Source organism: Rothia sp. ND6WE1A (genome assembly GCF_001683935.1).
In the GTDB taxonomy this organism is placed as follows: Bacteria; Actinomycetota; Actinomycetes; order Actinomycetales; family Micrococcaceae; genus Rothia; species Rothia amarae.
In genome coordinates this window covers 59,767-80,111 of sequence record NZ_LXTU01000051.1, presented here as the reverse complement: position 1 = coordinate 80,111, position 20,345 = coordinate 59,767, and the positions used below count along the sequence as shown (strand labels likewise).

Annotated in this window: 17 protein-coding genes; 11 read left to right on the top strand and 6 right to left on the bottom strand. The window is 49.9% G+C overall.

From position 1 onward, the window contains the following. Positions 1 to 2: 2 nt before the first annotated feature. Complete coding sequence (locus tag A7E48_RS06615) at positions 3 to 2,051, top strand: primosomal protein N' (protein WP_068171163.1); 2,049 nt, start codon at positions 3 to 5, stop codon at positions 2,049 to 2,051. A 9-nt stretch (positions 2,052 to 2,060) separates the two neighbouring features. On the opposite strand, the gene A7E48_RS06610 is transcribed toward A7E48_RS06615, so the two are convergent. Both A7E48_RS06610 and A7E48_RS06605 read right to left on the bottom strand, forming a co-directional pair. Next, positions 2,061 to 3,143, bottom strand: a complete 1,083-nt coding sequence (locus tag A7E48_RS06610; RefSeq protein WP_068171160.1) for a glycosyltransferase family 1 protein — start codon at positions 3,141 to 3,143, stop codon at positions 2,061 to 2,063. After that, entirely contained in the window at positions 3,128 to 4,039 is a 912-nt protein-coding gene (locus A7E48_RS06605) for an alpha/beta fold hydrolase (protein WP_068171157.1), read from the bottom strand. Before A7E48_RS06605 ends, A7E48_RS06610 begins: the two co-directional genes overlap by 16 nt. Before the next feature lie 180 nt (positions 4,040 to 4,219). On the opposite strand from A7E48_RS06605, the gene leuS reads away from it, so the two are divergent. From leuS to holA, 6 genes are all read left to right on the top strand, one after another. Beyond that, a complete protein-coding gene (leuS, locus tag A7E48_RS06600; RefSeq protein WP_068171283.1) occupies positions 4,220 to 6,715 on the top strand; it encodes a leucine--tRNA ligase in 2,496 nt (831 codons plus the stop codon). Positions 6,716 to 6,770: 55 nt separating this feature from the next. Then, on the top strand, positions 6,771 to 7,658 hold the full coding sequence (locus A7E48_RS06595; protein WP_068171155.1) for a DegV family protein: 888 nt from the start codon (positions 6,771 to 6,773) through the stop codon (positions 7,656 to 7,658). A 124-nt stretch (positions 7,659 to 7,782) separates the two neighbouring features. Next, entirely contained in the window at positions 7,783 to 8,694 is a 912-nt protein-coding gene (locus A7E48_RS06590) for a ComEA family DNA-binding protein (RefSeq protein WP_083147248.1), read from the top strand. Further along, positions 8,691 to 10,253, top strand: a complete 1,563-nt coding sequence (locus A7E48_RS06585; protein ID WP_068171153.1) for a ComEC/Rec2 family competence protein — start codon at positions 8,691 to 8,693, stop codon at positions 10,251 to 10,253. The genes A7E48_RS06590 and A7E48_RS06585 overlap by 4 nt, the downstream gene beginning before the upstream one ends. Then, positions 10,246 to 11,157 (top strand): ComEC/Rec2 family competence protein, encoded by a 912-nt coding sequence (locus A7E48_RS10790; RefSeq protein WP_083147247.1) that lies wholly within the window; start codon positions 10,246 to 10,248, stop codon positions 11,155 to 11,157. The genes A7E48_RS06585 and A7E48_RS10790 overlap by 8 nt, the downstream gene beginning before the upstream one ends. A gap of 32 nt (positions 11,158 to 11,189) precedes the next feature. Next, the gene (gene holA / locus A7E48_RS06575) at positions 11,190 to 12,188 is read left to right on the top strand and encodes a DNA polymerase III subunit delta (RefSeq protein ID WP_068171138.1); all 999 of its coding nucleotides are present in this window, start codon (positions 11,190 to 11,192) and stop codon (positions 12,186 to 12,188) included. 102 nt (positions 12,189 to 12,290) lie between these two features. Here holA and rpsT read toward each other — a convergent pair whose 3' ends face one another. Next, entirely contained in the window at positions 12,291 to 12,554 is a 264-nt protein-coding gene (gene rpsT / locus A7E48_RS06570; RefSeq protein ID WP_068171135.1) for a 30S ribosomal protein S20, read from the bottom strand. A 172-nt stretch (positions 12,555 to 12,726) separates the two neighbouring features. Next, positions 12,727 to 13,281 carry a type II toxin-antitoxin system PemK/MazF family toxin gene (locus tag A7E48_RS06565; RefSeq protein ID WP_068171132.1) on the bottom strand — a complete coding sequence of 185 codons (555 nt, stop codon included), beginning with the start codon at positions 13,279 to 13,281 and terminating at the stop codon, positions 12,727 to 12,729. A gap of 180 nt (positions 13,282 to 13,461) precedes the next feature. Here A7E48_RS06565 and lepA point away from each other — a divergent pair, with 180 nt between their 5' ends. Both lepA and hemW read left to right on the top strand, forming a co-directional pair. Further along, positions 13,462 to 15,309: a translation elongation factor 4 gene (lepA, locus tag A7E48_RS06560; RefSeq protein ID WP_369796763.1), complete on the top strand. Its 1,848-nt coding sequence runs from the start codon at positions 13,462 to 13,464 to the stop codon at positions 15,307 to 15,309. Continuing rightward, positions 15,306 to 16,556, top strand: coding sequence for a radical SAM family heme chaperone HemW (gene hemW, locus A7E48_RS06555; RefSeq protein WP_233126013.1), 1,251 nt, complete (start codon positions 15,306 to 15,308; stop codon positions 16,554 to 16,556). The genes lepA and hemW overlap by 4 nt, the downstream gene beginning before the upstream one ends. A 74-nt stretch (positions 16,557 to 16,630) precedes the next feature. Here hemW and A7E48_RS06550 read toward each other — a convergent pair whose 3' ends face one another. Beyond that, positions 16,631 to 17,041 carry a DUF4870 domain-containing protein gene (locus A7E48_RS06550; RefSeq protein WP_233126012.1) on the bottom strand — a complete coding sequence of 137 codons (411 nt, stop codon included), beginning with the start codon at positions 17,039 to 17,041 and terminating at the stop codon, positions 16,631 to 16,633. A 138-nt stretch (positions 17,042 to 17,179) separates the two neighbouring features. Continuing rightward, entirely contained in the window at positions 17,180 to 18,049 is an 870-nt protein-coding gene (locus A7E48_RS06545; protein ID WP_068171126.1) for a DUF3097 family protein, read from the bottom strand. A gap of 117 nt (positions 18,050 to 18,166) precedes the next feature. On the opposite strand from A7E48_RS06545, the gene hrcA reads away from it, so the two are divergent. Together hrcA and dnaJ are read left to right on the top strand one after the other, a co-directional pair. Continuing rightward, positions 18,167 to 19,162, top strand: a complete 996-nt coding sequence (gene hrcA, locus A7E48_RS06540) for a heat-inducible transcriptional repressor HrcA (protein ID WP_068171123.1) — start codon at positions 18,167 to 18,169, stop codon at positions 19,160 to 19,162. A gap of 57 nt (positions 19,163 to 19,219) precedes the next feature. Continuing rightward, positions 19,220 to 20,344 (top strand): molecular chaperone DnaJ, encoded by a 1,125-nt coding sequence (gene dnaJ / locus A7E48_RS06535; protein ID WP_068171121.1) that lies wholly within the window; start codon positions 19,220 to 19,222, stop codon positions 20,342 to 20,344. Position 20,345 lies beyond the last annotated feature (1 nt).

The following is a 20,345-nucleotide window of genomic DNA, read 5'->3' as shown; positions in this document are numbered from 1 at the left end:
CTATGACTCACAGCGAAAACCTTGAATCCCTTCAAACTGATTTGTTTGAGGGGATTCAGGGGTTGGAGCCCGCTTCGAGCTTTGGTGGTCGTCCAGTTGCACCTGAGCTACCCGTGGCGCAGGTCTTGCTAGAAACAGATGTTCCGCATCTAGATAGATATTTCGATTACCTAGTGCCTCTAGAACTAGATGAGAGTGCTCAAATCGGTGTGCGGGTTCGCGTTCATCTAGGAGAACAAAAGCTCACTGGATATATTCGCCGGAGAATTCAGCACACAAAATTTATGGGTAGACTGAAATTTATTGACGACGTCGTTTCCCCTATTTCTGTAGTCACTGAGGATATCTTTGATTTAGCGGAGCGACTGGCAGAACGCTATGCCAATGTGATGTCGAACGTTCTTCGATTGGCGGTTCCGCCACGTATCGCGAGCGTGGAGAAAACTTTGGAGAAAGTCGAGTCGCTCCCTGAGGTTGCTCCGCCAGCAGACCCAGAAAATTATTCCCACTATACGGGTGGACCCGAATTTATTGAAGATTTGGGGGAGGGCGCACCCACACGGGCTGTTTTGACCGTCTTGCCTGCGGACGATGAAGGCTCCTGGGAAGATTTGTTTGCAATTGCGATTCAACAGACTGCACACCAAGGCAAATCTGTTGTTGCAGTAGTTCCCAATATCAAAGACTTAGACCGACTTTATACTGCTGTGAGTCAACGGATAGATCAATCACTGATAGCGCGGCTTACCTCAGCTGATAAGCCGACGGACCGCTACCGTGCATATCTGAACGTCAAATGGGGCAATACACCAGTTGTGTTAGGCACTCGATCTGCCGCCTACGCGCCCGTAGATAATTTGGGATTGGTGATGATGTGGGACGACGGTGACTCCAACCTCATCGAGCAAAGAGCCCCTTACTGCCATGCCCGCGATGTTTTACTGATCAGAGCTACGGAGCACCGGGCGGCAGCTCTGTTTGCTGGCTTTAGCATGAGTAGCGAAACTGCGCGTCTGGTCAGAAGCCGATGGGCAAGTTTTCTGGCAGCACCGCGTGAGGTGGTACGCGAGCACACCCCGCGCGTCGTCGATACTGGCTCCGATTATCAGCTAGCGCGGGATCCCTTGGCGGCAACCGCGCGAATTCCTCACTTGGCTTTTGAGACAGCGCGAGATGGGCTCACTCGGGGACCGGTATTGATTCAGGTCTCCCGCAGCGGATATTTACCGGCGTTATCCTGCCAGAGATGCCGCATGGCAGCCCGCTGTAGTGAGTGTCATGGGCCATTGATTATCCATAGTCAGGGTCAAGTGCCAGCCTGCGGGTGGTGCGGACGCTTAGCCAGCCATTGGCAATGCGGGGAGTGTGGATTTGATCAATTTCGACACAATGTGGCAGGGGCAATCAGAACTGCTGAAGAACTAGGACGGGCCTTTCCCAATGTTCCCGTTATTTCTTCAAGCGGGGAAAACGTTGTGGCAAAAATTGGGGATTATCCTGCGTTAGTTGTTGCGACTCCTGGTGCTGAGCCAGTTGCACCGCGAGGATATGCTGCCACCATTCTGCTCGATGCTGATTCGATGCTACAAAGAGATTCCCTTCGCGCCCCTGAGGTTGCTTTGCGTAAGTGGCTCAATGCGGCCGCGTTGACCCGTTCCTTTGCTGAGGGGGGTCAGGTTGTCATAACTGCTAGCCATTCGCCTGCGGTTGAGGCATTGAAACGGTGGGATCCAGCTCGATTTGCGCTCTGGGAATTAGATGAGCGAGCAGAACTGAAGCTTCCCCCTGCTGTACGAACCGCCACCATTACAGGTACTGAAAAGGGCATCATTCACTTCTTAGAAACTCTTAATATGCCAGCCGGTGTTACCCAGCGCGGTCCTATCGAAGTAGATGATTTTTCAGATGAGGACCGTTTTCAGGCTCTTTTATTTTTCAGCTACGCCCAGGGCGATACAGTAACGGGCGCGTTGCGGGCCCACCGGGCGTCAAATGCCGCACTAAAGATGGAGCCGGTCAACATCAAATGCGATGGTCTAGATATTTTGTAAACCATCGTGTTACACGTTTTTGAGGTGACCCAATAACTTTAGCGCCGATTCTTCCCAGCTGTATTGAGCGGCGTCGAGTCGTCCTAACTTTTGGATGCTGGCGTAGGTGTCGGGGTTTTCAAGCTCTCTGATTTTTTTGACGAGACCGTAAGGGTTATCTGTGTCGAATCGAAGGCTGTGAGGCGCGATTTCCTGGAATATTTCTATGTCGCTGATGACGACGGGGCACCCCGCCGATTGAGCTTCGACGACGGGCAACCCGTAGCCCTCTGCCTTGGATGCAGTCAAGAGTGCAAAACTATCGTGAAGAAGTTGGCGATATTCAGCATCAGTTACACCGTGGTGGAAGTGGGTGTTTGGTGCGGTGAGCGGCTCTAGTTCTGTTTGTCGGGCGGCAGGAATTTTTGAGAGGAGATGGAGTTCGTACTCCGGTAATTCATGCATGGCTTGTAGAAGGGTTTCTACATTTTTGTAGGGCATGAAAGAACCCATATAGATGAGTTTCTTAGTTCGTTGACTCTGGGGTAAGGGTGTTCCTGTTTCTACTTGTTGTGGAGCATTAGGGATGATCCAGAGAGGACGGCGGGTAAGCCGGTGGGTGCGAATCAGTGCTGCGGTGGTGTGGGAAACCGTGGTGACAGCGTCGGCGCCGTTGAGAAGAAAACGCTGGGGAGAATAAGTTTGATGGAAGAGGCGCCAGCCCCATTGCACGGGTAAGGGAAGAAAGCTGGGTGGTTGGGGATAAGAGTAGTAAATCAGGTCGTGGAGGGTGAGGACTAACTTGAATTTTCTACCCCAGCTACCCATGGTTTGCATGGGGGAAAACACTATATCGGGGCGATATCGGTTGAGAATCAGCGCGCTGAAGGGTTCGAGTACACCTGTGGGAGAGTGCAGTCTGAGATGGGGGAAAGGGGGGAGCATCTGCAGTTGACCGTCTTCACTCACCGCCATGACGATGTCGATATCATGGGTAAGGGGGTGATCTTTTTGCTTGAGGTCATATAGGGCTTGGAGGAGGGAAGCAGTATAGCGGCTGATGCCGTCGTGAAATCCAACGCGAACGTAGCGTGCGTCTATGAGTAATCGCATGAGTTTCCTTCAAAAAAATCTGAGATCAGGTGGGCCGCGCGTCGGGGGGTTTCGTAGTGGATGAGGTGCCCTACCCGCGGGATGATTTTCAGGGTGCAGTGGGGGATGCTCTGAGCCATAGAATGCTGGGTCTCTAGAGTGCCCAGATCGTCTTTTTCTGCCACAATCATGAGAGTTGGGATAAGAATTGAAGGGGCATAGCGGGCAGCTGTTTCACTCACTGAAGTTCGATAGGCTTCGAGCAGAGCCCGGCGTGATGTGAAGTTTCCAAAGTAGGCATGATGCTGACCATCAATATACCGTTGGAGTTTCTTATCCTTGTTTTTGGCCATGAATTTGCTTGAAAGCATAGTTACAATGGACGACCTCAGAAGGCTGAACCCTAACGGGGCCGGAAGTTTTTCTCCAGCTGAATAGTAAAGATCAGCTAAACGAGACAACACCTTTTGGTTGCCCTCCAGAGCAGGCTGGCTAATGGGATTAATCAGAGCAAGACGACGGATCCGTTCGGGTCTATTAGCGGCAAAGTAGCTACATACTATGGACCCAAAACTATGGCCTACCAGATAAATAGTTTCTTGCTTCACCACATGGTGCAGAAATTCATCTAACCAAGCAGCATAGGTTGAGAGATGATGTTGGATGCCGGGGAGAGCATCGCTTTTTCCAAACCCAGGCAAATCAGGAACAATTACTCTAAACTGCGCGAGATAGTGGGTAATCAGTTCTAACCCGTGGTGGTCGCCGCGAAAACCGTGCACTAAAACGAGGGGAGTGCCGTCAAGTTTTCCATACTCCCAGTAGCGTGTGCGAGCGCCTAGGATGCACGTAACGTGCTCTGTACCTGCAGATACATTTTGCGGGATAGGTTCAAAAATTTCGCCTTGTTCACTCATCTAGCGTGCTCGCATCTCACGTATGTGGGTAGAAGTTTGTTTAATAGCACTTTACCCTGCCATCTTTGGTGCCTGCTCGTCTTTGGGTTTCAAGCTAGAATGTGTAGGAATGTACACGTTCGCGGTTGCACCGGGAACGTGTACCGCGTTATCACCCATCGAATTGAAGGAATTACCGCTGTGTCAGCTGAGGTAGAACCTGCAGAATCTCAAGAAAAGTCCTACGACTTCCAGGAAATTGAGGCTAAGTGGCAGCCTTATTGGGAGGAGACAGGAGTCTTTTCACCCACTAACGATCCCGCTAAGGAGCGCCGTTACGTTCTGGATATGTTCCCTTATCCTTCTGGGGATTTGCATATGGGACACGCGGAGGCATTTGCGATTGGGGACGTGAATGCGCGTTATTGGAAGCAGCAGGGCTTTGATGTTCTGCATCCTATCGGCTGGGATTCTTTTGGTTTGCCTGCAGAAAATGCGGCGATTAAGAATAATACTCATCCGAAAGAGTGGACCTATAAGAATATTGAGACTCAGGCTAATTCTTTTAAGCGTTATGGCATTATGGTGGACTGGTCTCGTCGTCTGCATACATCTGATCCTGAATATTATCGTTGGACTCAGTGGCTTTTTGAGCAGTTCTATAAGAGGGGTCTTGCGTACCGCAAGTATTCTCAGGTGAATTGGTGCCCTAAGGATCAGACTGTGCTTGCCAATGAACAGGTGGTCAATGGCGAGTGTGAGCGGTGCGGTACAGCTGTTACTAAGAAGTCCTTGAATCAGTGGTACTTCAAGATTACTGACTACGCTGAAGAGCTGCTTGAAGATATGAAGCAGCTAGAGGGTCAGTGGCCCGATCGTGTTTTGGCTATGCAGAGAAACTGGATTGGACGTTCGGAGGGAGCGGAAGTCCGTTTTGCTATAGAAGCGCAAGGGAGCCAGGGCGCAACGGATATTACCGTCTTTACCACTCGACCAGATACCCTTTACGGTGCTACTTTCTTTGTGGTTGCTGCTGACTCAGATTTAGCTTTGGAAATTGTATCTGAGGAGAAGAGGGAAGAGCTTGAGGCCTATCGGGAGTCTATTAAGGCTTTGTCTGATATTGACCGTCAGTCTACTGAGCGCGAGAAGACCGGTGTCTTCACCGGGCGCTATGCCGTGAATCCTTTGACGGGTGAGAAGCTTCCCATTTGGGCATCGGATTATGTTCTGGCAGATTATGGTACAGGCGCAATTATGGCTGTTCCTGCGCATGATCAGCGCGATCTTGATTTCGCGAAGAAGTTCGATATTCCTGTTGTCACTGTTATTGAAACTGGTGAGGAAGACCCAGCTGAAACCGGTATTGCCACCACCGGAGAGGGAACTCTCATCAATTCCGGCGAGCTTTCGGGACTTCCTCAGAAGGAAGCGCTTCAGAAAGCGATTGAGATTATTGAAGCTTCGGGAACCGGTGAAGGTAAAACTATCTACCGTTTGCGTGACTGGTTGCTATCACGTCAGCGTTTTTGGGGCACGCCGATCCCTGTAATTCACTGCGAGGATTGCGGCGAGGTCTTGGTACCTGAAGATCAGCTACCCGTGACGTTGCCCGATAATCTGAAGGGCGAAGACCTGGCTCCTCAGGGACAGTCACCCTTGGCTGCTGACGATGCTTGGAACTCAGTAGATTGTCCTCAGTGCGGCAAACCGGCTAAGCGCGATTCAGACACGATGGATACCTTTGTCGATTCATCCTGGTATTTCCTGCGCTATGTTTCTCCACAGTTTGAGGGCGGTCCTTTTGACCCTGCAGAAATGAAGAAGTGGGGATCGGTCGACATGTATGTCGGCGGCGTCGAGCATGCTATTTTGCATTTGCTTTATGCACGTTTCTTCACCAAGGTAGTGCGTGACTTAGGATTGATTGAGCACGGTGAGCCTTTTAAGAAATTAATGAACCAGGGGCAGGTACTCAACCAGGGTAAGGCGATGTCAAAGTCCCTGGGTAATGGTGTTAATCTTGGCGAACAGCTAGATCAGTTTGGCGTCGATGCAGTGCGTACCACCATGGTGTTTGCTTCTCCGCCGGAGGACGACGTCGACTGGGCAGATGTATCTCCCGGCGGCGCCCAGAAGTTTCTGGCCCGTGCCTGGCGTATTGGTCAAGATGTCACCAGTGAACCTGGCGTCGATTTTGCAACCGGTGATAAGAAGTTGCATCAGCTAGTCCACCGCACGATGCACGACGCCGCAGAACAGGTTGAAAATGGTAAATTCAACGTTCTCGTTGCACGCACCATGGAATTGGTGAACGCTACCCGCAAGGCCATTGATTCTGGTGCTGGTTCGGCAGATCCCGCAGTGCGTGAAGCCGCTGAAGCAATAGCTATTTTACTGTCTCTTTACGCTCCTTATACAGCAGAAGATATCTGGCACATGCTCGGGCATACCCAGCCGGTTCTCGAAGCTGGCTGGCCCGCAATTGATGAAGCTCAACTGATTGATGATACGGTAACCGCTATCGTCCAGATCAAGGGCAAAGTTAAAGATCGCTTGGAAGTCTCGAAGGATATTTCTGAGCAGGATTTGGAAGCCCTTGCTGTGGCGTCTGAAACTATTCAAAAAATTATTGGCGATGCTACGGTGCGCAAGGTGATTGTCCGAGCTCCAAAACTCGTCAATATCGTTATCTAATTAAAGGCGAAGTGGCGGATACGAATGAATATTCGTATCCGCCACTAATCTTCGTATGCAAAAAATTGCGATTGTTACGGACTCTTCTGCTGCCCTTCCTTCTGAAATGATTCTCAAACTTCAGAAGTGTGGAGGTTTTGCAGTGGTGCCGCTTTCGGTAGAGATTGAAGGAAGCAGTCTTGGTCATCTTTCAGAGGATGAAGTAGGTGAACGCATTGCTCTCGCCCATGCGTTAGGTCACACTATTAAGACAGCCAGCCCGTCAATCGGTGCATTTCAAAATACCTACCGAGATTTGCTGAACCAGGGCTTTGAAACGGTTCTCTCGTTACATCTTTCCTCTGAGTTATCTAGTACCTATGATGTAGCTCGGACTGCAGCAAAAGATTTTTCAGCAAAAATCATTGTGGTAGATTCCCAGACAGTAGCGCTAGCCCTGGGGTGGGCAGTACTGAAAATCCATGAGTTGGCGCAAACCCTTGAAAACCCGCGAGAACTGGCAGAAATCGCCCACGAAATCTGTGAGAATATTCAGCTCTTCTTTTATATTCCAACACTCGATGCGTTAAAAAGGGGAGGGCGTGTTAGTCCTGCTTTAGCGCGTGTGGGGCAGCTCCTCCAAATTCGTCCTGTTGCCACGGTCGAAGATGGAAAATTGATATATCTAGAGCGCCCTCGAACAATAGAACGAGCCAAAGACCTCCTTGCTGCTCATTGCAAGAGGGAAAGTGATCGACGCCATGCAGTTGAGTTTTATCCTGAGCATGAACGAACTCCAATTGCTACCGGAGCTATTGTGGGGGCACATTTTTCAGCTAACCGATCCGAGTTAGAAAGCTGGATTGAGGCAAACGAGTTTTCGTCGAATATTCTTATTTCGCCCCTACCTGCGGTACTCTGCGCGCACACAGGGTTAGGAGCCTTAGCGGTGGCTGTCTATTAACAATCTGCAAGAACTGACCAAATGAGGTACGAGAACCTGTGGATTAAGAGAAATCAGCTCGGTTATCCACAGATTGCGACTCAGTAAGAAATGAGCAACTCACTTTTGTTCTAGCGTTCATTGCATGAGTCACCGTAGCGACCCCACCCCAAGAGAGCATCCTGATCGCATTCTTCGCGCCCGCCGTCTTAAACCAGAAAATACCTGGGACAATTCCTTGGACAACTTCTCCGATGATGTCATTGACGAGGGCGAAGATAATGCTTGGGCCGATTCAGACGGACGTGCTGAGAGCCTCTACGAGGAACTAGAGATATTTCCTGAACAAGAAGTTACTTCAGGCTTCGGCAATAGGTATCGTTGGAGCATTCCGTTTAAGACCATCATCGCAGTGCTGGCAGTGGGCGTTGTTGCTCTTTTGGGTTTATTTCTCTGGAACAGTATCTTTTCCCCCGATGATCCTGAAACCGTTCCACTGACTACATCATCCCTTGCACTAGAAGATACAGAGGGAGCATCTCAAAAACCGGTTTCTGAATCCGCCGGAGCTACAGCACATTCCTCCGCTTCGATGTCATCTGTACAGGTTCATGTGGCAGGTGCTGTCAAAAGACCGGGACTGTACACCCTGGAATCAACTATGCGTTGGGGGGATGCCCTTAAAACTGCTGGGGGAGCACTGCCAGAGGCAGATCTTAACCGGATTAATCTAGCTCAACCAGTTCAGGACGGGGTACAAATTCTAGTTCCCCGCCAGGGTGAACAGATAGAGGCAGCACCACAGGCTGCTCAGGCAAGTAAAGAACTAGCGCCATCTCAGCAGGCTTCCTCACCGGGAACAACTCTGATTAATTTGAACACTGCTACCGCAGAAGAACTCGAAAAGCTACCTCGAGTCGGACCCAAGTTGGCTGAAAAAATCATCGAATACCGGGAATCAATAGGATCATTTACATCGGTCGAAGATTTAGATGGCGTTCCTGGTATCGGACCCGCCATGATGGAAAATATTACACCCTTGGTTAGTGTCGGATGAATTCTCCCGCACATATCCGACGGAAGTTTCTAGCGACAATTCAGGGTAAAGACGAGAAGATTCATGAGGCGCAAAAGCCAAAACTCATGGATTTTAGGCTCTTTTTGAGCAGCTTCTTTGTTCTTGTTCTCCTCATCATCTTCATGCTGTGGGGTAGCAAAGCGCTTGTCTCCATACTGCTAGCTACTCTGGCGATAGGGGTTCTCTTTCGAATAGGAAGTTCTTCATTCCAGTCATTGTCCTGGCTCTCCAAAGCCCAGTCGCAGATAGTGGTGTGTCTAGTTTTTGCAAGCTTGGAGGTTCTTTCCTTAGCAGCACAGGGCTATTTCAACGACCAGACGGTCGTGGACCAGTGCTCTCATCATGCAGCTCGCCTTCACGCAGAAGTCCGTTCTTCCCGCCAAACCAGCACGGGGTCATCCCTCACCGAACTGGACGTTGACTTCATCCAGTGCGCAGGACAAAAACATACCTTTGCTCGATCTGTCATAACGTTTCTTCCGGAACCTGTTCAGAAGTCCACAGAGATAGAAGTAGTCGGCATACTCAGTGAGGAGAAGGGAAAGGTTCAGCTAGAAAAGCCCCATATTACGGCTCACCAGCCTCCAGCTACGCCATCGCAGGTTATTCAACTTAAAGACTCTGTACGAAGTGCTACTCTGAGCGCAATTTCAGCAGACCAGACGGCGCTTCTGCTCGGGCTAGCCTATGGCGACGACAGCTCCATGCTTGCGGATACAAAAGGCGACTTTAAGGTGGCAGGTTTGCTTCATTTGACGGCTGTATCGGGTGCAAATATCACGCTCATCTTTATGGTGATTTATAGGTTCGGTCAGCTCTTTTACGTACGGCGGACACCCCTAATTATGCTGGCATGGACAGGTACATTGGCTTATGCCACTCTGGTGGGTTGGGAGGGGTCGGTCATCCGCGCCTGGTGCATGGGCATGGTGGGAGCAATAGCTTTGGTGATGGGGAGCGGAAAATCAGCGTTGCCCGTCTTCTCCACCGCCGTCCTTTTTCTCTTATTGCTTAGACCTGAGCTCAGCCTTAACTTTGGTTTTCTGCTGTCACTTTTTGCCACCGTGGCACTCATTGTCATCGCACCTGCGCTCACGCGCTTGTTGGAGTGCGTACTACCTAAGTTGCTGGCTGAAATCATTGCCGTTCCATGTGCTGCGAGTCTCTGGACGGCTCCACTGATTCTCATCCTCAGCGAGCAGTTCATGCCCTACTCAGTTTTCGCAAATGTTCTGGCTGCTCCTCTGGTGGTACCGCTTACGCTGACTGGATTACTCGCCTTAGTTTGTTTTCTTGTCCATACACCCGCCATCTTCGAGTTGCTCGCGCACCTTTCAACGCTGTTTTCGCAACCCTTACTTAGCCTGGCAGATTTCATTTCACGTTTACCAGGGAGCACTATATCTTGTCCGCTCAGCCCCAGTTCATTGTCGCTGACCTGCCTATCGGTTTTCATCATTTCCGGGATGATCCTTATGCTCGACCAAAAATTAACTCATTATCTGCTCAGTTCAACGGAGGAATTTAGTCGTGTCTAAGCATTCTCTTATCAAGAAGAAAAAATATAAGCGATCCTCAAGAAAACAAATATTTTGTGCATTGTTAGTATGCGTAGCGATCTGTTTCATCATCCTAAAATTCCAGCCTCAAAGCAGGGGGTCTGCACCAGCAGATTGGCAATTCATCAGCTGCGATGTAGGGCAGGGAGATATGTCCCTTCTACGCACGGGAAATAATTCAGCTATTTTAGTCGATGCCGGGCCCGATCCGCAGAAGGCTAAGAGTTGCCTTCGATGGGCGGGCATCAAGACAATAGATGCCGTAATTATTACTCATGCTCATGCAGATCATGATGGCGGGTTACCGGGGATTTGCAACGGGTGTGACATTTGGACCTCTGAGCATTCTGCCAGCGCAATCAGCCATGAGTATTCGGGAGGAAACTATCATGTACTGACGGTAAAATCCTTACTGGAACCGACGCCGACACTCTCTATCAGGATATTAAATGCACCAACGACGAGCGACTTTGTGCCGGGTGATGGCAAATCAGCTCAAGAGAATAATAGCTCGGTGGTTCTTTATCTCGATATAAGAAATACTGAAAATTCGAGTTCATTCCATGTTCTTCTTACCGGCGATATTCAGCAGGAAACAGTGCACAACATTCTGCCGTCACTCTCAAATCTTCCGGTAGACATACTCAAAGTTCCTCATCATGGTTCTAAACACTCAGGAGATGCCCTAGAAAAGAAGTTACGTCCCTCCGTAGGTCTAATTTCAGCGGGATTCAACAATTCCTACGGTCATCCGCATAGAGAAATTATGGATTCGCTCACCGATGCAGGAACCCAAATTTATGAAAGCAGCCAAGCAGGTGATATTGCTTTTGCTCTCTCCAATGAGCAATCCTCGTTGTCTGTAGTTACTCAGAAAACATGAAAGAATGAGTACTAATCTGCGAGAGGAATTCTATGGCACGCGCTACTTCATCAAAATCTACAGCTACCCAAGAATGGCGTTCCGTTAGCCCGGCTCCCGTCGTTTTGCTGTATGGGAATGATGAATACTTCGTATCACGAACCGAAGCAAGATTACGTAGCTCATTCCGTGAACTCAATGTAGATTCTGAGCTCGTCTCACTCAACGCTAAAGACTATTCCAAGGGTGAGCTTGACCTAGTGGCGAGCCCCTCACTCTTTGGAAATTCTAAAATCATCGAAGTAAAAAACCTCGCTTCTATGAATGAAGATTTCTTAGAGGATGCCTTGAAATACTGCGCTAATCCCGAGACCGATAACATGCTAGTCATGCATCATTCGGGTGGTAACAGGGGGAAAAAACTACTGGATACCGTGCGTGCTTCTCGAAAGTTACTTTGGGTCGAAACCAAACCCCTCAAAACGGAGAATGACAAAGTAACGTTTGTTAATTTTGAATTTCGCGAGCACCACAAGAAGATAGAACCTCAAGCGATTCGGTTACTAGTGGCAGCTGCGGGAAACGATACCGCAGAGTTAGCCTCTGCCTGCTTGCAGTTAATTAATGACGGCCCAGAAACCATCACAGAAAACCTGGTAGATATTTACTACGGAGGACGTACCGAGGCATCGGCGTTCAAGGTGAGCGATGCTGCAGTGGCAGGAGATAGTCGACAGGCGCTGAAATTGCTTCGTCATGCGCTCGATACCGGTGTAGAACCAATACCGCTGGTCGGCGCACTGGCCATGAGAATCCGAAATATAGCCCGAGTACATGGAAGCCGTGGAAATGCCGCTGGCCTAGCTTCCGAACTGAAGATGGCGCCGTGGCAAGTAGAACAGGCGCAACGCGACTCGCGGAGGTATTCAGATGTAGACCTCAGCAATATTCTGAGAGTTCTTGCAGACGTCGATTCTCAGCTCAAAGGTGAATCTGCGGACCCCCTGTACTCACTTGAAAAAGCCGTTCTCACCATTGCTAGAGCGCGTTAGACCTAACTTCCTTTGCATCAGACAACAGCAAAGCCCCGGAGTATAAACTCCGGGGCTTTACAGTCACTTCACTAATAGACAGTTGCCAGAGGCAACGATAAATTAGGAAAGCTTGTTTACGCGTGCAGCAAGACCTGACTTCTTGTTAGCAGCATTCTTTTTGTGAAGAACGCCCTTGGAGACGGCCTTGTCCAGTTTGCGGCTTGCAGTACGGAGAGCTGAAACAGCTTCTTCCTTGTTCTGCGCCTCAACAGCAGAATCTACCTTGCGGAGAGAAGTCTTGAGATCAGACTTGATAGCGTTGTTACGCAGGCGAGCCTTCTCGTTGGTGAGGATACGCTTTTTCTGGGACTTAATGTTTGCCACGGTTAAAACTTTCTTTTTGTCTAATTGGTCGGTGAGGGCTAATGCTGACCAATCATCGACTGAGTGGCGTGGGGATGCCTATGGCAATCGGTCAGCAGTGCCCGATGACCATCGGACACACAGCGTTCACTTTATCAGAAAGAACGTTCGGTGTTCAGGGGTTAAGAAGAGATTAATTGTTAGTTTGCTCAAAGGCACGCTGTATGCGGTTAAATGTACCGCCGTCCATAATGGCTCCTTCGCGGCGGACTTCTTCGGGTAGCACGCGAATTACTCGGTCGAGTTTAACTTCCGAAGGACGCCCTTGTTTATCCCATAACCCAACTCCAATATCCAGGTAAGCCGGGTCATGGGTGTTCCTATTGTTGTGGTCTTTGCTAGTGAGCATCAAAGCCAGCAGGTACTGTCCGTCTTTACCGATGAGAATAATCGGGCGGTCTTTTCCCTGGGAATAGTCCTCTTCATAAGGAACCCATGCCCACACGACTTCACCAGGATCAGGTGCGCCGTCGGCATCGGGAGAGTAGGAGAAGTTCACAGGACCTACGTAGTCCCCGGGGTAAGTTCCAGGAACCGAGGTCCGACGAAGGGAGTCGCTTGTACGATGACGCTGGGAGGAAGCTGATCCCGAAGATTGGGGTTGTTTTCCCTGTATCTTTTGATATTCGCTATAGGCGCGCTGTGCTAAGCCTAGGAATCGTCTAATGGTGCCAAAATTTATCTGCATAATCCCAAATCTAGTCTGCTCCCTTGTGAGTTTGGAAGAACTTGAGGGAAAACACCGTGTTTGAGCGAGGAAGTGTACACCGCCAACGAGCATAAAACCCAAAATCGTGGGACACTAGTTAATTGATTCTATGTACCTCGCAGCTTATTGCGCCTGAAAGGAAATTCCTCAGTGTCACCTATGGCTACCCACGCGCCTGAACCGGCCGCAACTAATCCGGAGATTCTCCGCAATTTCTGTATTATTGCGCATATTGACCATGGTAAGTCCACCCTTGCTGACCGTATGCTTCAGGCAACCGGAGTAGTAACTCCACGCGAGATGAAAGCACAGTATCTTGACCGTATGGATATTGAACGCGAACGCGGAATTACCATTAAATCTCAGGCTGTTCGTATGCCCTGGGAAGTAGACGGGCAAGCCTACGCGCTCAACATGATTGATACTCCCGGTCACGTTGACTTCACCTATGAGGTTTCTCGTTCCTTGGCTGCTTGTGAAGGTGCACTCTTACTGGTGGATGCAGCTCAGGGCATCGAGGCGCAAACGCTGGCGAATCTCTACTTGGCGATGGAGAATGAACTCACCATCATTCCGGTGCTTAACAAAATTGATCTTCCCGCTGCGAATCCAGATAAGTATGCCGAGGAATTGGCTAATTTGATTGGCGTGGAACCTGAAGATGTCCTTCGTGTTTCCGGTAAAACGGGTGAGGGCGTAGAAGAACTTCTAGACAGAATCGTGGAGCTCATCCCCGCACCCCAAGGCAAAGCAGACGCACCAGCGAGAGCCATGATTTTTGACTCTGTCTATGACTCCTATCGTGGTGTCGTGACATACGTTCGTGTAGTGGATGGGCAACTTTCTCCCCGTCAAAAAATCAAGATGATGTCCACTAACGCTGAACATGATTTGTTGGAAATCGGCGTGATTTCACCCGAGCCTAAACCCACGAAGGGTCTTGGAGTGGGCGAGGTAGGCTATCTCATCACAGGCGTGAAAGATGTGCGGCAATCACGCGTGGGCGATACCGTTACTTCCTCCCACAAGTCGGCGACCGAGTCCTTGGGTGGATATGAGGATCCTAAGCCCATGGTCTTCTCCGGTCTGTTCCCGATTGATGGATCAGATTACCCCTTACTGCGTGATGCTTTGGATAAGCTCAAACTTAATGACGCCGCGCTCATTTATGAGCCGGAGACATCCGCGGCTCTAGGGTTTGGTTTCCGTTGCGGATTCCTCGGATTGCTCCACCTGGAAATTGTGCGCGAACGCCTCGAACGAGAATTCAACTTGGATTTGATTTCAACTGCACCCAACGTTATCTATGACGTCGTAGATGAGCACGGGGATGCACGACGAGTTACGAACCCCAGCGAATTCCCCGAAGGTAAAATCGCTACCATTCGTGAACCGATGGTAGCTTGCACCATTATCGCTCCCGCTGAATTCATTGGGGCAATCATGGAGCTTTGCCAGTCCAAGCGTGGGCAATTGGGCGGCATGGATTACCTCTCTGAAGACCGCGTAGAACTTCGCTATCGACTGCCCTTGGCTGAAATTGTGTTCGACTTCTTTGACCAACTCAAATCTCGCACCAAAGGTTATGCGTCTTTGGACTGGAAGTTTGATGGTGAAGAAGAGGCAGACCTGGTCAAGGTTGATATTCTTTTGCAGGGTGAGAAAGTGGATGCTTTCTCTGCTATTACCCACCGTGAAAAAGCGTATTCATACGGTGTGATGATGACGGGCAAGTTGCGCGAGCTCATTCCTCGCCAGCAGTTCGAAGTGCCGATTCAGGCGGCAATTGGTTCACGCATTATTGCTCGTGAAAATATTCGTGCAATTCGAAAAGATGTGCTGTCGAAATGCTACGGCGGTGATATTTCCCGTAAACGCAAGCTCCTGGAGAAGCAGAAAGCGGGTAAGAAACGCATGAAGATGGTGGGCCGCGTGGAAGTTCCACAGGAAGCCTTCATCGCCGCACTTTCTTCGAGTGATGAGCCTAAGGATAAAGCAAAGAAGTGAGTCCTGCACAGCCGGTAGGTATGCCAGCTCCAGGTGATGGATTGATTGGTTCAGAATCGGTTCAGGCGGGATCTGGCAAACCATTTTCTCTGTATGTTCATGTGCCGTATTGCTCGGTGAGGTGTGGGTATTGCGACTTTAATACTTACGCCCAGGACGATTTCGGTGACGGCGTCAATCTCAATACCTTTGCAGATGAAGCTATTGCTGAACTCGATTTTGCGCATAGTGTTTTACAAAATTCTGGTGCAGAGATTACTCCGTTACATTCGGTGTTCTTTGGCGGCGGCACACCCACTCGGATACCCAGCACTGATTTAGTGCGGATTTTGCACCATGCCGTCTCCCTATTCGGGCTTTCTTCCCATGCGGAAGTGACGACCGAGGCGAATCCAGATTCTGTGGATGAGGAAGACATCCAAATACTTGCTGAGGGTGGATTTACGCGTATCTCCTTCGGTATGCAGTCGGCGGTTCCGCGCGTCCTGAAAATTCTTGATCGCACGCACACACCCGATAATGTTCCCAAAGTTGTGAGGTGGGCACAGCAGGCAGGTTTACAAACCTCCGTCGACTTGATTTATGGGGCTCCGGGGGAGACTTTAGCTGAATGGGAGCAGTCACTTCGAGCCGCGGTTTCATATCACCCAGATCATATCTCTGCCTATTCGCTCATTGTCGAAGAGGGCACCAAGATGTGGGCACGTATTCGGCGCGGTGAGTTAGATATGCCGGATGACGATGCGATGGCAGATATGTATCTGTTAGCAGATCGCATTCTAGGGGAGGCGGGATACCAATGGTACGAAGTGTCTAACTTCTCTACGGATATTTCGACTCGAAGCACCCATAATTTGGCATATTGGCACAACGTCAATTGGTGGGGTATCGGACCGGGAGCCCATTCCCACTGGGGCGGAACTCGTTGGTGGAATGTGAAGCATCCGCTAGCCTACTCGCAGCGAATACGCCAACAGATTTCACCTGCCCAGGCTTGCGAAGTGCTCACCCCCAATCAGCAACATTTCGAAGATGTAATGCTTCGGCTCCGAATTCGAGAAGGAATGACTGTGCGCGAGTTGCAGGGACAGAATCAGATGAGCGAGGATCAGTTACACCAGAAGATTCAGTGGCTAGAGAAGCAGGGTCTGATTGAGGCAGTTGAACCTCTCAATTCCCGTGTGGTGCTGACTCTTAAAGGTCGGTTACTGGGGGATGCCGTCACCCGTGAGCTCCTTCCCGAATAAACAGTGATATTGCACCTTAAGAAAATTAAGGGACGACGCCTGCATCGGCGTCGTCCCTTAATGCATTGAAAATTTTAGCGGCGGCTGAGAAGCCGGTCAAAGAGCATGGTGTTTGCACGGTATTGGTAAGGATTTCCCTTATTGACCTTGATACCGGCAATTAAAGACATCAGCGCCAGATAGCTCCAGAGCAGCGCTGCAACCAGCCCAAAAATCCATCCCACCAGCGGCAGAGGTGTGAGGAGCATAGAAACAACAATGATGATGGTAGGTAACAACGTAAAGTTGAAAGCCTCGCGGGATTCTTGCTCAGTGAAAGCTCCACGATCACGGTAGAGGTAATAAACGATGCCCGAAGGTATGCAGCCGATGACTCCACCGAAGTGTGCAAGGGTCGCAATATTGCGGTCCTCATGAACCGTAAGCTTATTGGGTGTAGACGAGCTTCCTTCAAATGTGGCTTTTGCGGTTGACGTAGATTTCAATAATTTCTCAATCTTATCTAAGCACCGGGTTCTCACCGGACGACGTATCTGGCTTTCCCTTATTCTAAGGTAAAACTTTGAGTAAAAGGGAAGAGTAATGGAAATGCCCTTAAACTGCTAGGAGAGTTTAGACACAAGCTATCTTTGGGGTTGCTCGGTCAGAAAATCAATTAATGATTCGACAGGTCCTAGAATTTCAGGCTCAAGGTCAGAGTAACTATTTACCCTGCTGAGAAGCTTTTTCCACCCATGAGCAATGTCTGCTTGATCTTCATGGGGCCATCCAAACCGTTTGAGGATTCCAACCTTCCATTCTTCCGTCCGGGGAACAACTGGCCACTGCTTGATGCCCAGCGTGGAGGGTTTTACTGACTGCCACACATCAATGTAAGGATGTCCCACAATCTTGATATTGCCGCTGGCACCTTTAACGCGCATTGTGTCTTGAGAGATTCGGCTTTCCTTGCTTCCAGGCACCAGATGATCTACTAAAATACCTAGTTTGCGGTGCGCTGAAGGTTGGAAAGCTACCACCTTTTCCGCTAAATCGTCTATGCCGTGCAGGGGCTCAACAACAATACCTTCGACGCGCAGATCATGACCCCAAATTTTTTCAATAAGTTCGGCATCATGGATACCTTCCACCCATAGCCTGGAGGCCCGCGCCACCTGTGCTGGTGCGTCCTCCACCGCGAGAGAGCCAGAACGGCTCACCATTCGAGCCGCTTTTTGAGGTGCGCGTTTCGGCGCGATGACTTTAACCGGTTCACCTTCGAGTAGGAAACCAAAGCCCAGGGGGAAGGATTTGACTCTGCCTCGTGCGTCTTCCAGTCCCACGACCCTCATCCCACCGATTGTTTCAAGGGAAACGACGACGCCTACCCAGCCGCTCTGAACGTCTTCAAGGAGTAGCCCCGGCATGACGGGTACCTCCCGCAGCTGCTGTTTTTGAAATTGCTGGTTCATGGCAGAAAGATCTTGCGCTCCCCATTCATATCTATTGGGCATCGGTGCTCCTTTGCTTTGAGCGTACGAAGAGAGGTAGAGAAACCATAGGTATTAGAGTTGAACTAGCATTTCTTGCATTACAGTGCCAACTTTAAGATTTCGATATGGAGAAAAGGATTGTCATTGACACGTCAACATCAAATTCTTCAAGCCATTATCGAAGACTATGTCAGTTTACGTGAGCCTGTAGGTTCAAAAGCGCTGGTGGAGCGACATCAGCTAGGTGTTTCCAGCGCTACGGTGCGTAATGAAATGATGGCGCTAGAGGAGCAAGGGCTTATTCAAGCGCCCCATTCAAGTGCAGGACGTATTCCAACGGCAAAAGGTTATCGTTTTTTTGTTGACGAAATAGCCAAACCTAGGCCGCTAAAGCCCGCTGAAAAGAATGCGATTCATCGCTTTCTCGACTCATCAGATAGTTTGGATCAAGTCTATGAGCAAACGGTGCGGCTGCTATCTCAGCTCACCCATCAGGTGGCTGTATTGCAATTGCCCGTTGCTACTGGTGATTCGGTGCAGCATGTAGAAATTATTGAAACATCAGAGCTGACCGTGGCTGTTATCTTGATTGATAATTCAGGGCAGGTTCATCAAAAAATAATGGGACTTAAGCAACCCTTAGCATCAGCGGAGGATGCCCAGCAGAAAATACACTCTTTGGTGAAAAGCAAAAGCTTCTTTGAAGCACATAAAGCTATCGTAGCGCACAATGAATTACTGTCGAATATGAGCTTGCGAAGTATTCTTGCTGGTATAGACGATTTGTTACTCGCTCAACAAAATTCTCGGCTTCTCATCTCTGGCACCTCTTATCTTGCCAATGCTACCCACGATTTTTCTCAAAGTATTGCACCGATTCTTGAGGCACTGGAAGAACAGGTAACTATGCTTCAATTGCTGAATGCGATGGTGGCTGAAGAGGAAGTAACCGTTCGAATCGGAGCCGAGACACAAAGTCAGCCTTTGAGCGAGGCTTCTATTGTTGCTTCAGCTTATGGACCAGAAATCACTAGGAACCTTGGAGTGATTGGGCCAACCCGGATGGATTATTCATCGACGATGGCAACGGTTCGGGGAGTCGCTCAATATCTCTCAAGAATTTTGGGAACATGAGTTTCACTCACTAAACTTTTATCAGAATTTTGACGCCGATTAGAAAGCAGTAACTCTTTGAGCAACCACTATGAAACCCTGGGCGTGGCAAGGGACGCAAGCCCGGAGGAAATCAAGAAAGCTTATCGCAAGATGGCGCGCAAGCTCCATCCCGATATCAACCCTTCTCCTGAAGCCGCAGAGGAATTCAAGCGTGTGTCGCACGCGCACGATGTTCTATCTGACCCTGAAAAACGCCGTATCTATGACCAGACAGGTAACGAAAATGGTCAGGCTCAGGGTGGTTTTGGTGGTGGCGGCTTCGGCGGGTTCGGAGGTTTCTCAGATATTTTCGAAACTTTCTTCAGCCAGCAGCCGCAAGGGCCTGCGTCCAGAACTCGCCAGGGGCAGGATGCGCTCATCAACGTGCGCATTGATTTGAAGGATGCAGTTTTTGGTATCAACAAACCAATTACTGTTGACACCGCCGTAGTATGTGATGTTTGTGGGGGAGACGGTTGCGAACCCGGCACTCACCCTGAAACCTGCGAGATGTGTAAGGGGCAGGGTTATATGCAGCGTCAGGTTCAGTCCATCTTGGGAACTGTCGTGCAGCCGGTAGAGTGCCCCTCCTGTCAGGGGTTTGGCACCGTCATTAAGCATCCGTGTCAGGAATGCTACGGTGAGGGGCGTGTCCGCGAGCGCAAGCCTCTGACCGTTAAGATTCCTGCAGGTGTCAATAGTGGCGCTCGTATTCGTCTTTCCGGTGAAGGTGAGGCCGGCACCGCCGGCGGTCCTAACGGGGATTTGTATGTCGAACTCCGCATTAATCCGGATCCGACTTTCATGCGCGAGGGCGACGATCTTCACGCTCGGGTAGGTATTTCGATGGCGGCAGCCGCGCTGGGTACCACGATTTCTTTGGATACTTTTGACGGTGTGCAGAAGCTTGATATCAAAGCCGGTGCGCAATCGGGCGATGTGCTGACCCTTAAGGAACTCGGAGTGCAGCATCTTCGCAAGAATGGTCGGGGAGATTTGCATGTGCATATTGAGGTTCGCACTCCTACCGACCTCAGCCGTGAGGAAAAGGAATTGCTAGAGAAGTTCGCGGAGCTACGCCAGGAGGATTTGCAACAGAGCGAGACGATTTCTGAGAAGCAAGGATTCTTCTCTCGTATCAAAGATCGTTTCGATAAGTAGG

Excerpts from the sequence above, each read along its gene's own strand:
- A7E48_RS06615 (WP_068171163.1), top strand. The coding sequence starts at position 3 with ATGACTCACAGCGAAAACCTTGAATCCCTTCAAACTGATTTGTTTGAG.
- A7E48_RS06610 (WP_068171160.1), bottom strand. The coding sequence starts at position 3,143 with ATGCGATTACTCATAGACGCACGCTACGTTCGCGTTGGATTTCACGAC.
- A7E48_RS06605 (WP_068171157.1), bottom strand. The coding sequence starts at position 4,039 with ATGAGTGAACAAGGCGAAATTTTTGAACCTATCCCGCAAAATGTATCT.
- A7E48_RS06595 (WP_068171155.1), top strand. The coding sequence starts at position 6,771 with ATGCAAAAAATTGCGATTGTTACGGACTCTTCTGCTGCCCTTCCTTCT.
- A7E48_RS06590 (WP_083147248.1), top strand. The coding sequence starts at position 7,783 with ATGAGTCACCGTAGCGACCCCACCCCAAGAGAGCATCCTGATCGCATT.
- A7E48_RS06585 (WP_068171153.1), top strand. The coding sequence starts at position 8,691 with ATGAATTCTCCCGCACATATCCGACGGAAGTTTCTAGCGACAATTCAG.
- holA (WP_068171138.1), top strand. The coding sequence starts at position 11,190 with ATGGCACGCGCTACTTCATCAAAATCTACAGCTACCCAAGAATGGCGT.
- A7E48_RS06565 (WP_068171132.1), bottom strand. The coding sequence starts at position 13,281 with ATGCAGATAAATTTTGGCACCATTAGACGATTCCTAGGCTTAGCACAG.
- lepA (WP_369796763.1), top strand. The coding sequence starts at position 13,462 with ATGGCTACCCACGCGCCTGAACCGGCCGCAACTAATCCGGAGATTCTC.
- A7E48_RS06545 (WP_068171126.1), bottom strand. The coding sequence starts at position 18,049 with ATGCCCAATAGATATGAATGGGGAGCGCAAGATCTTTCTGCCATGAAC.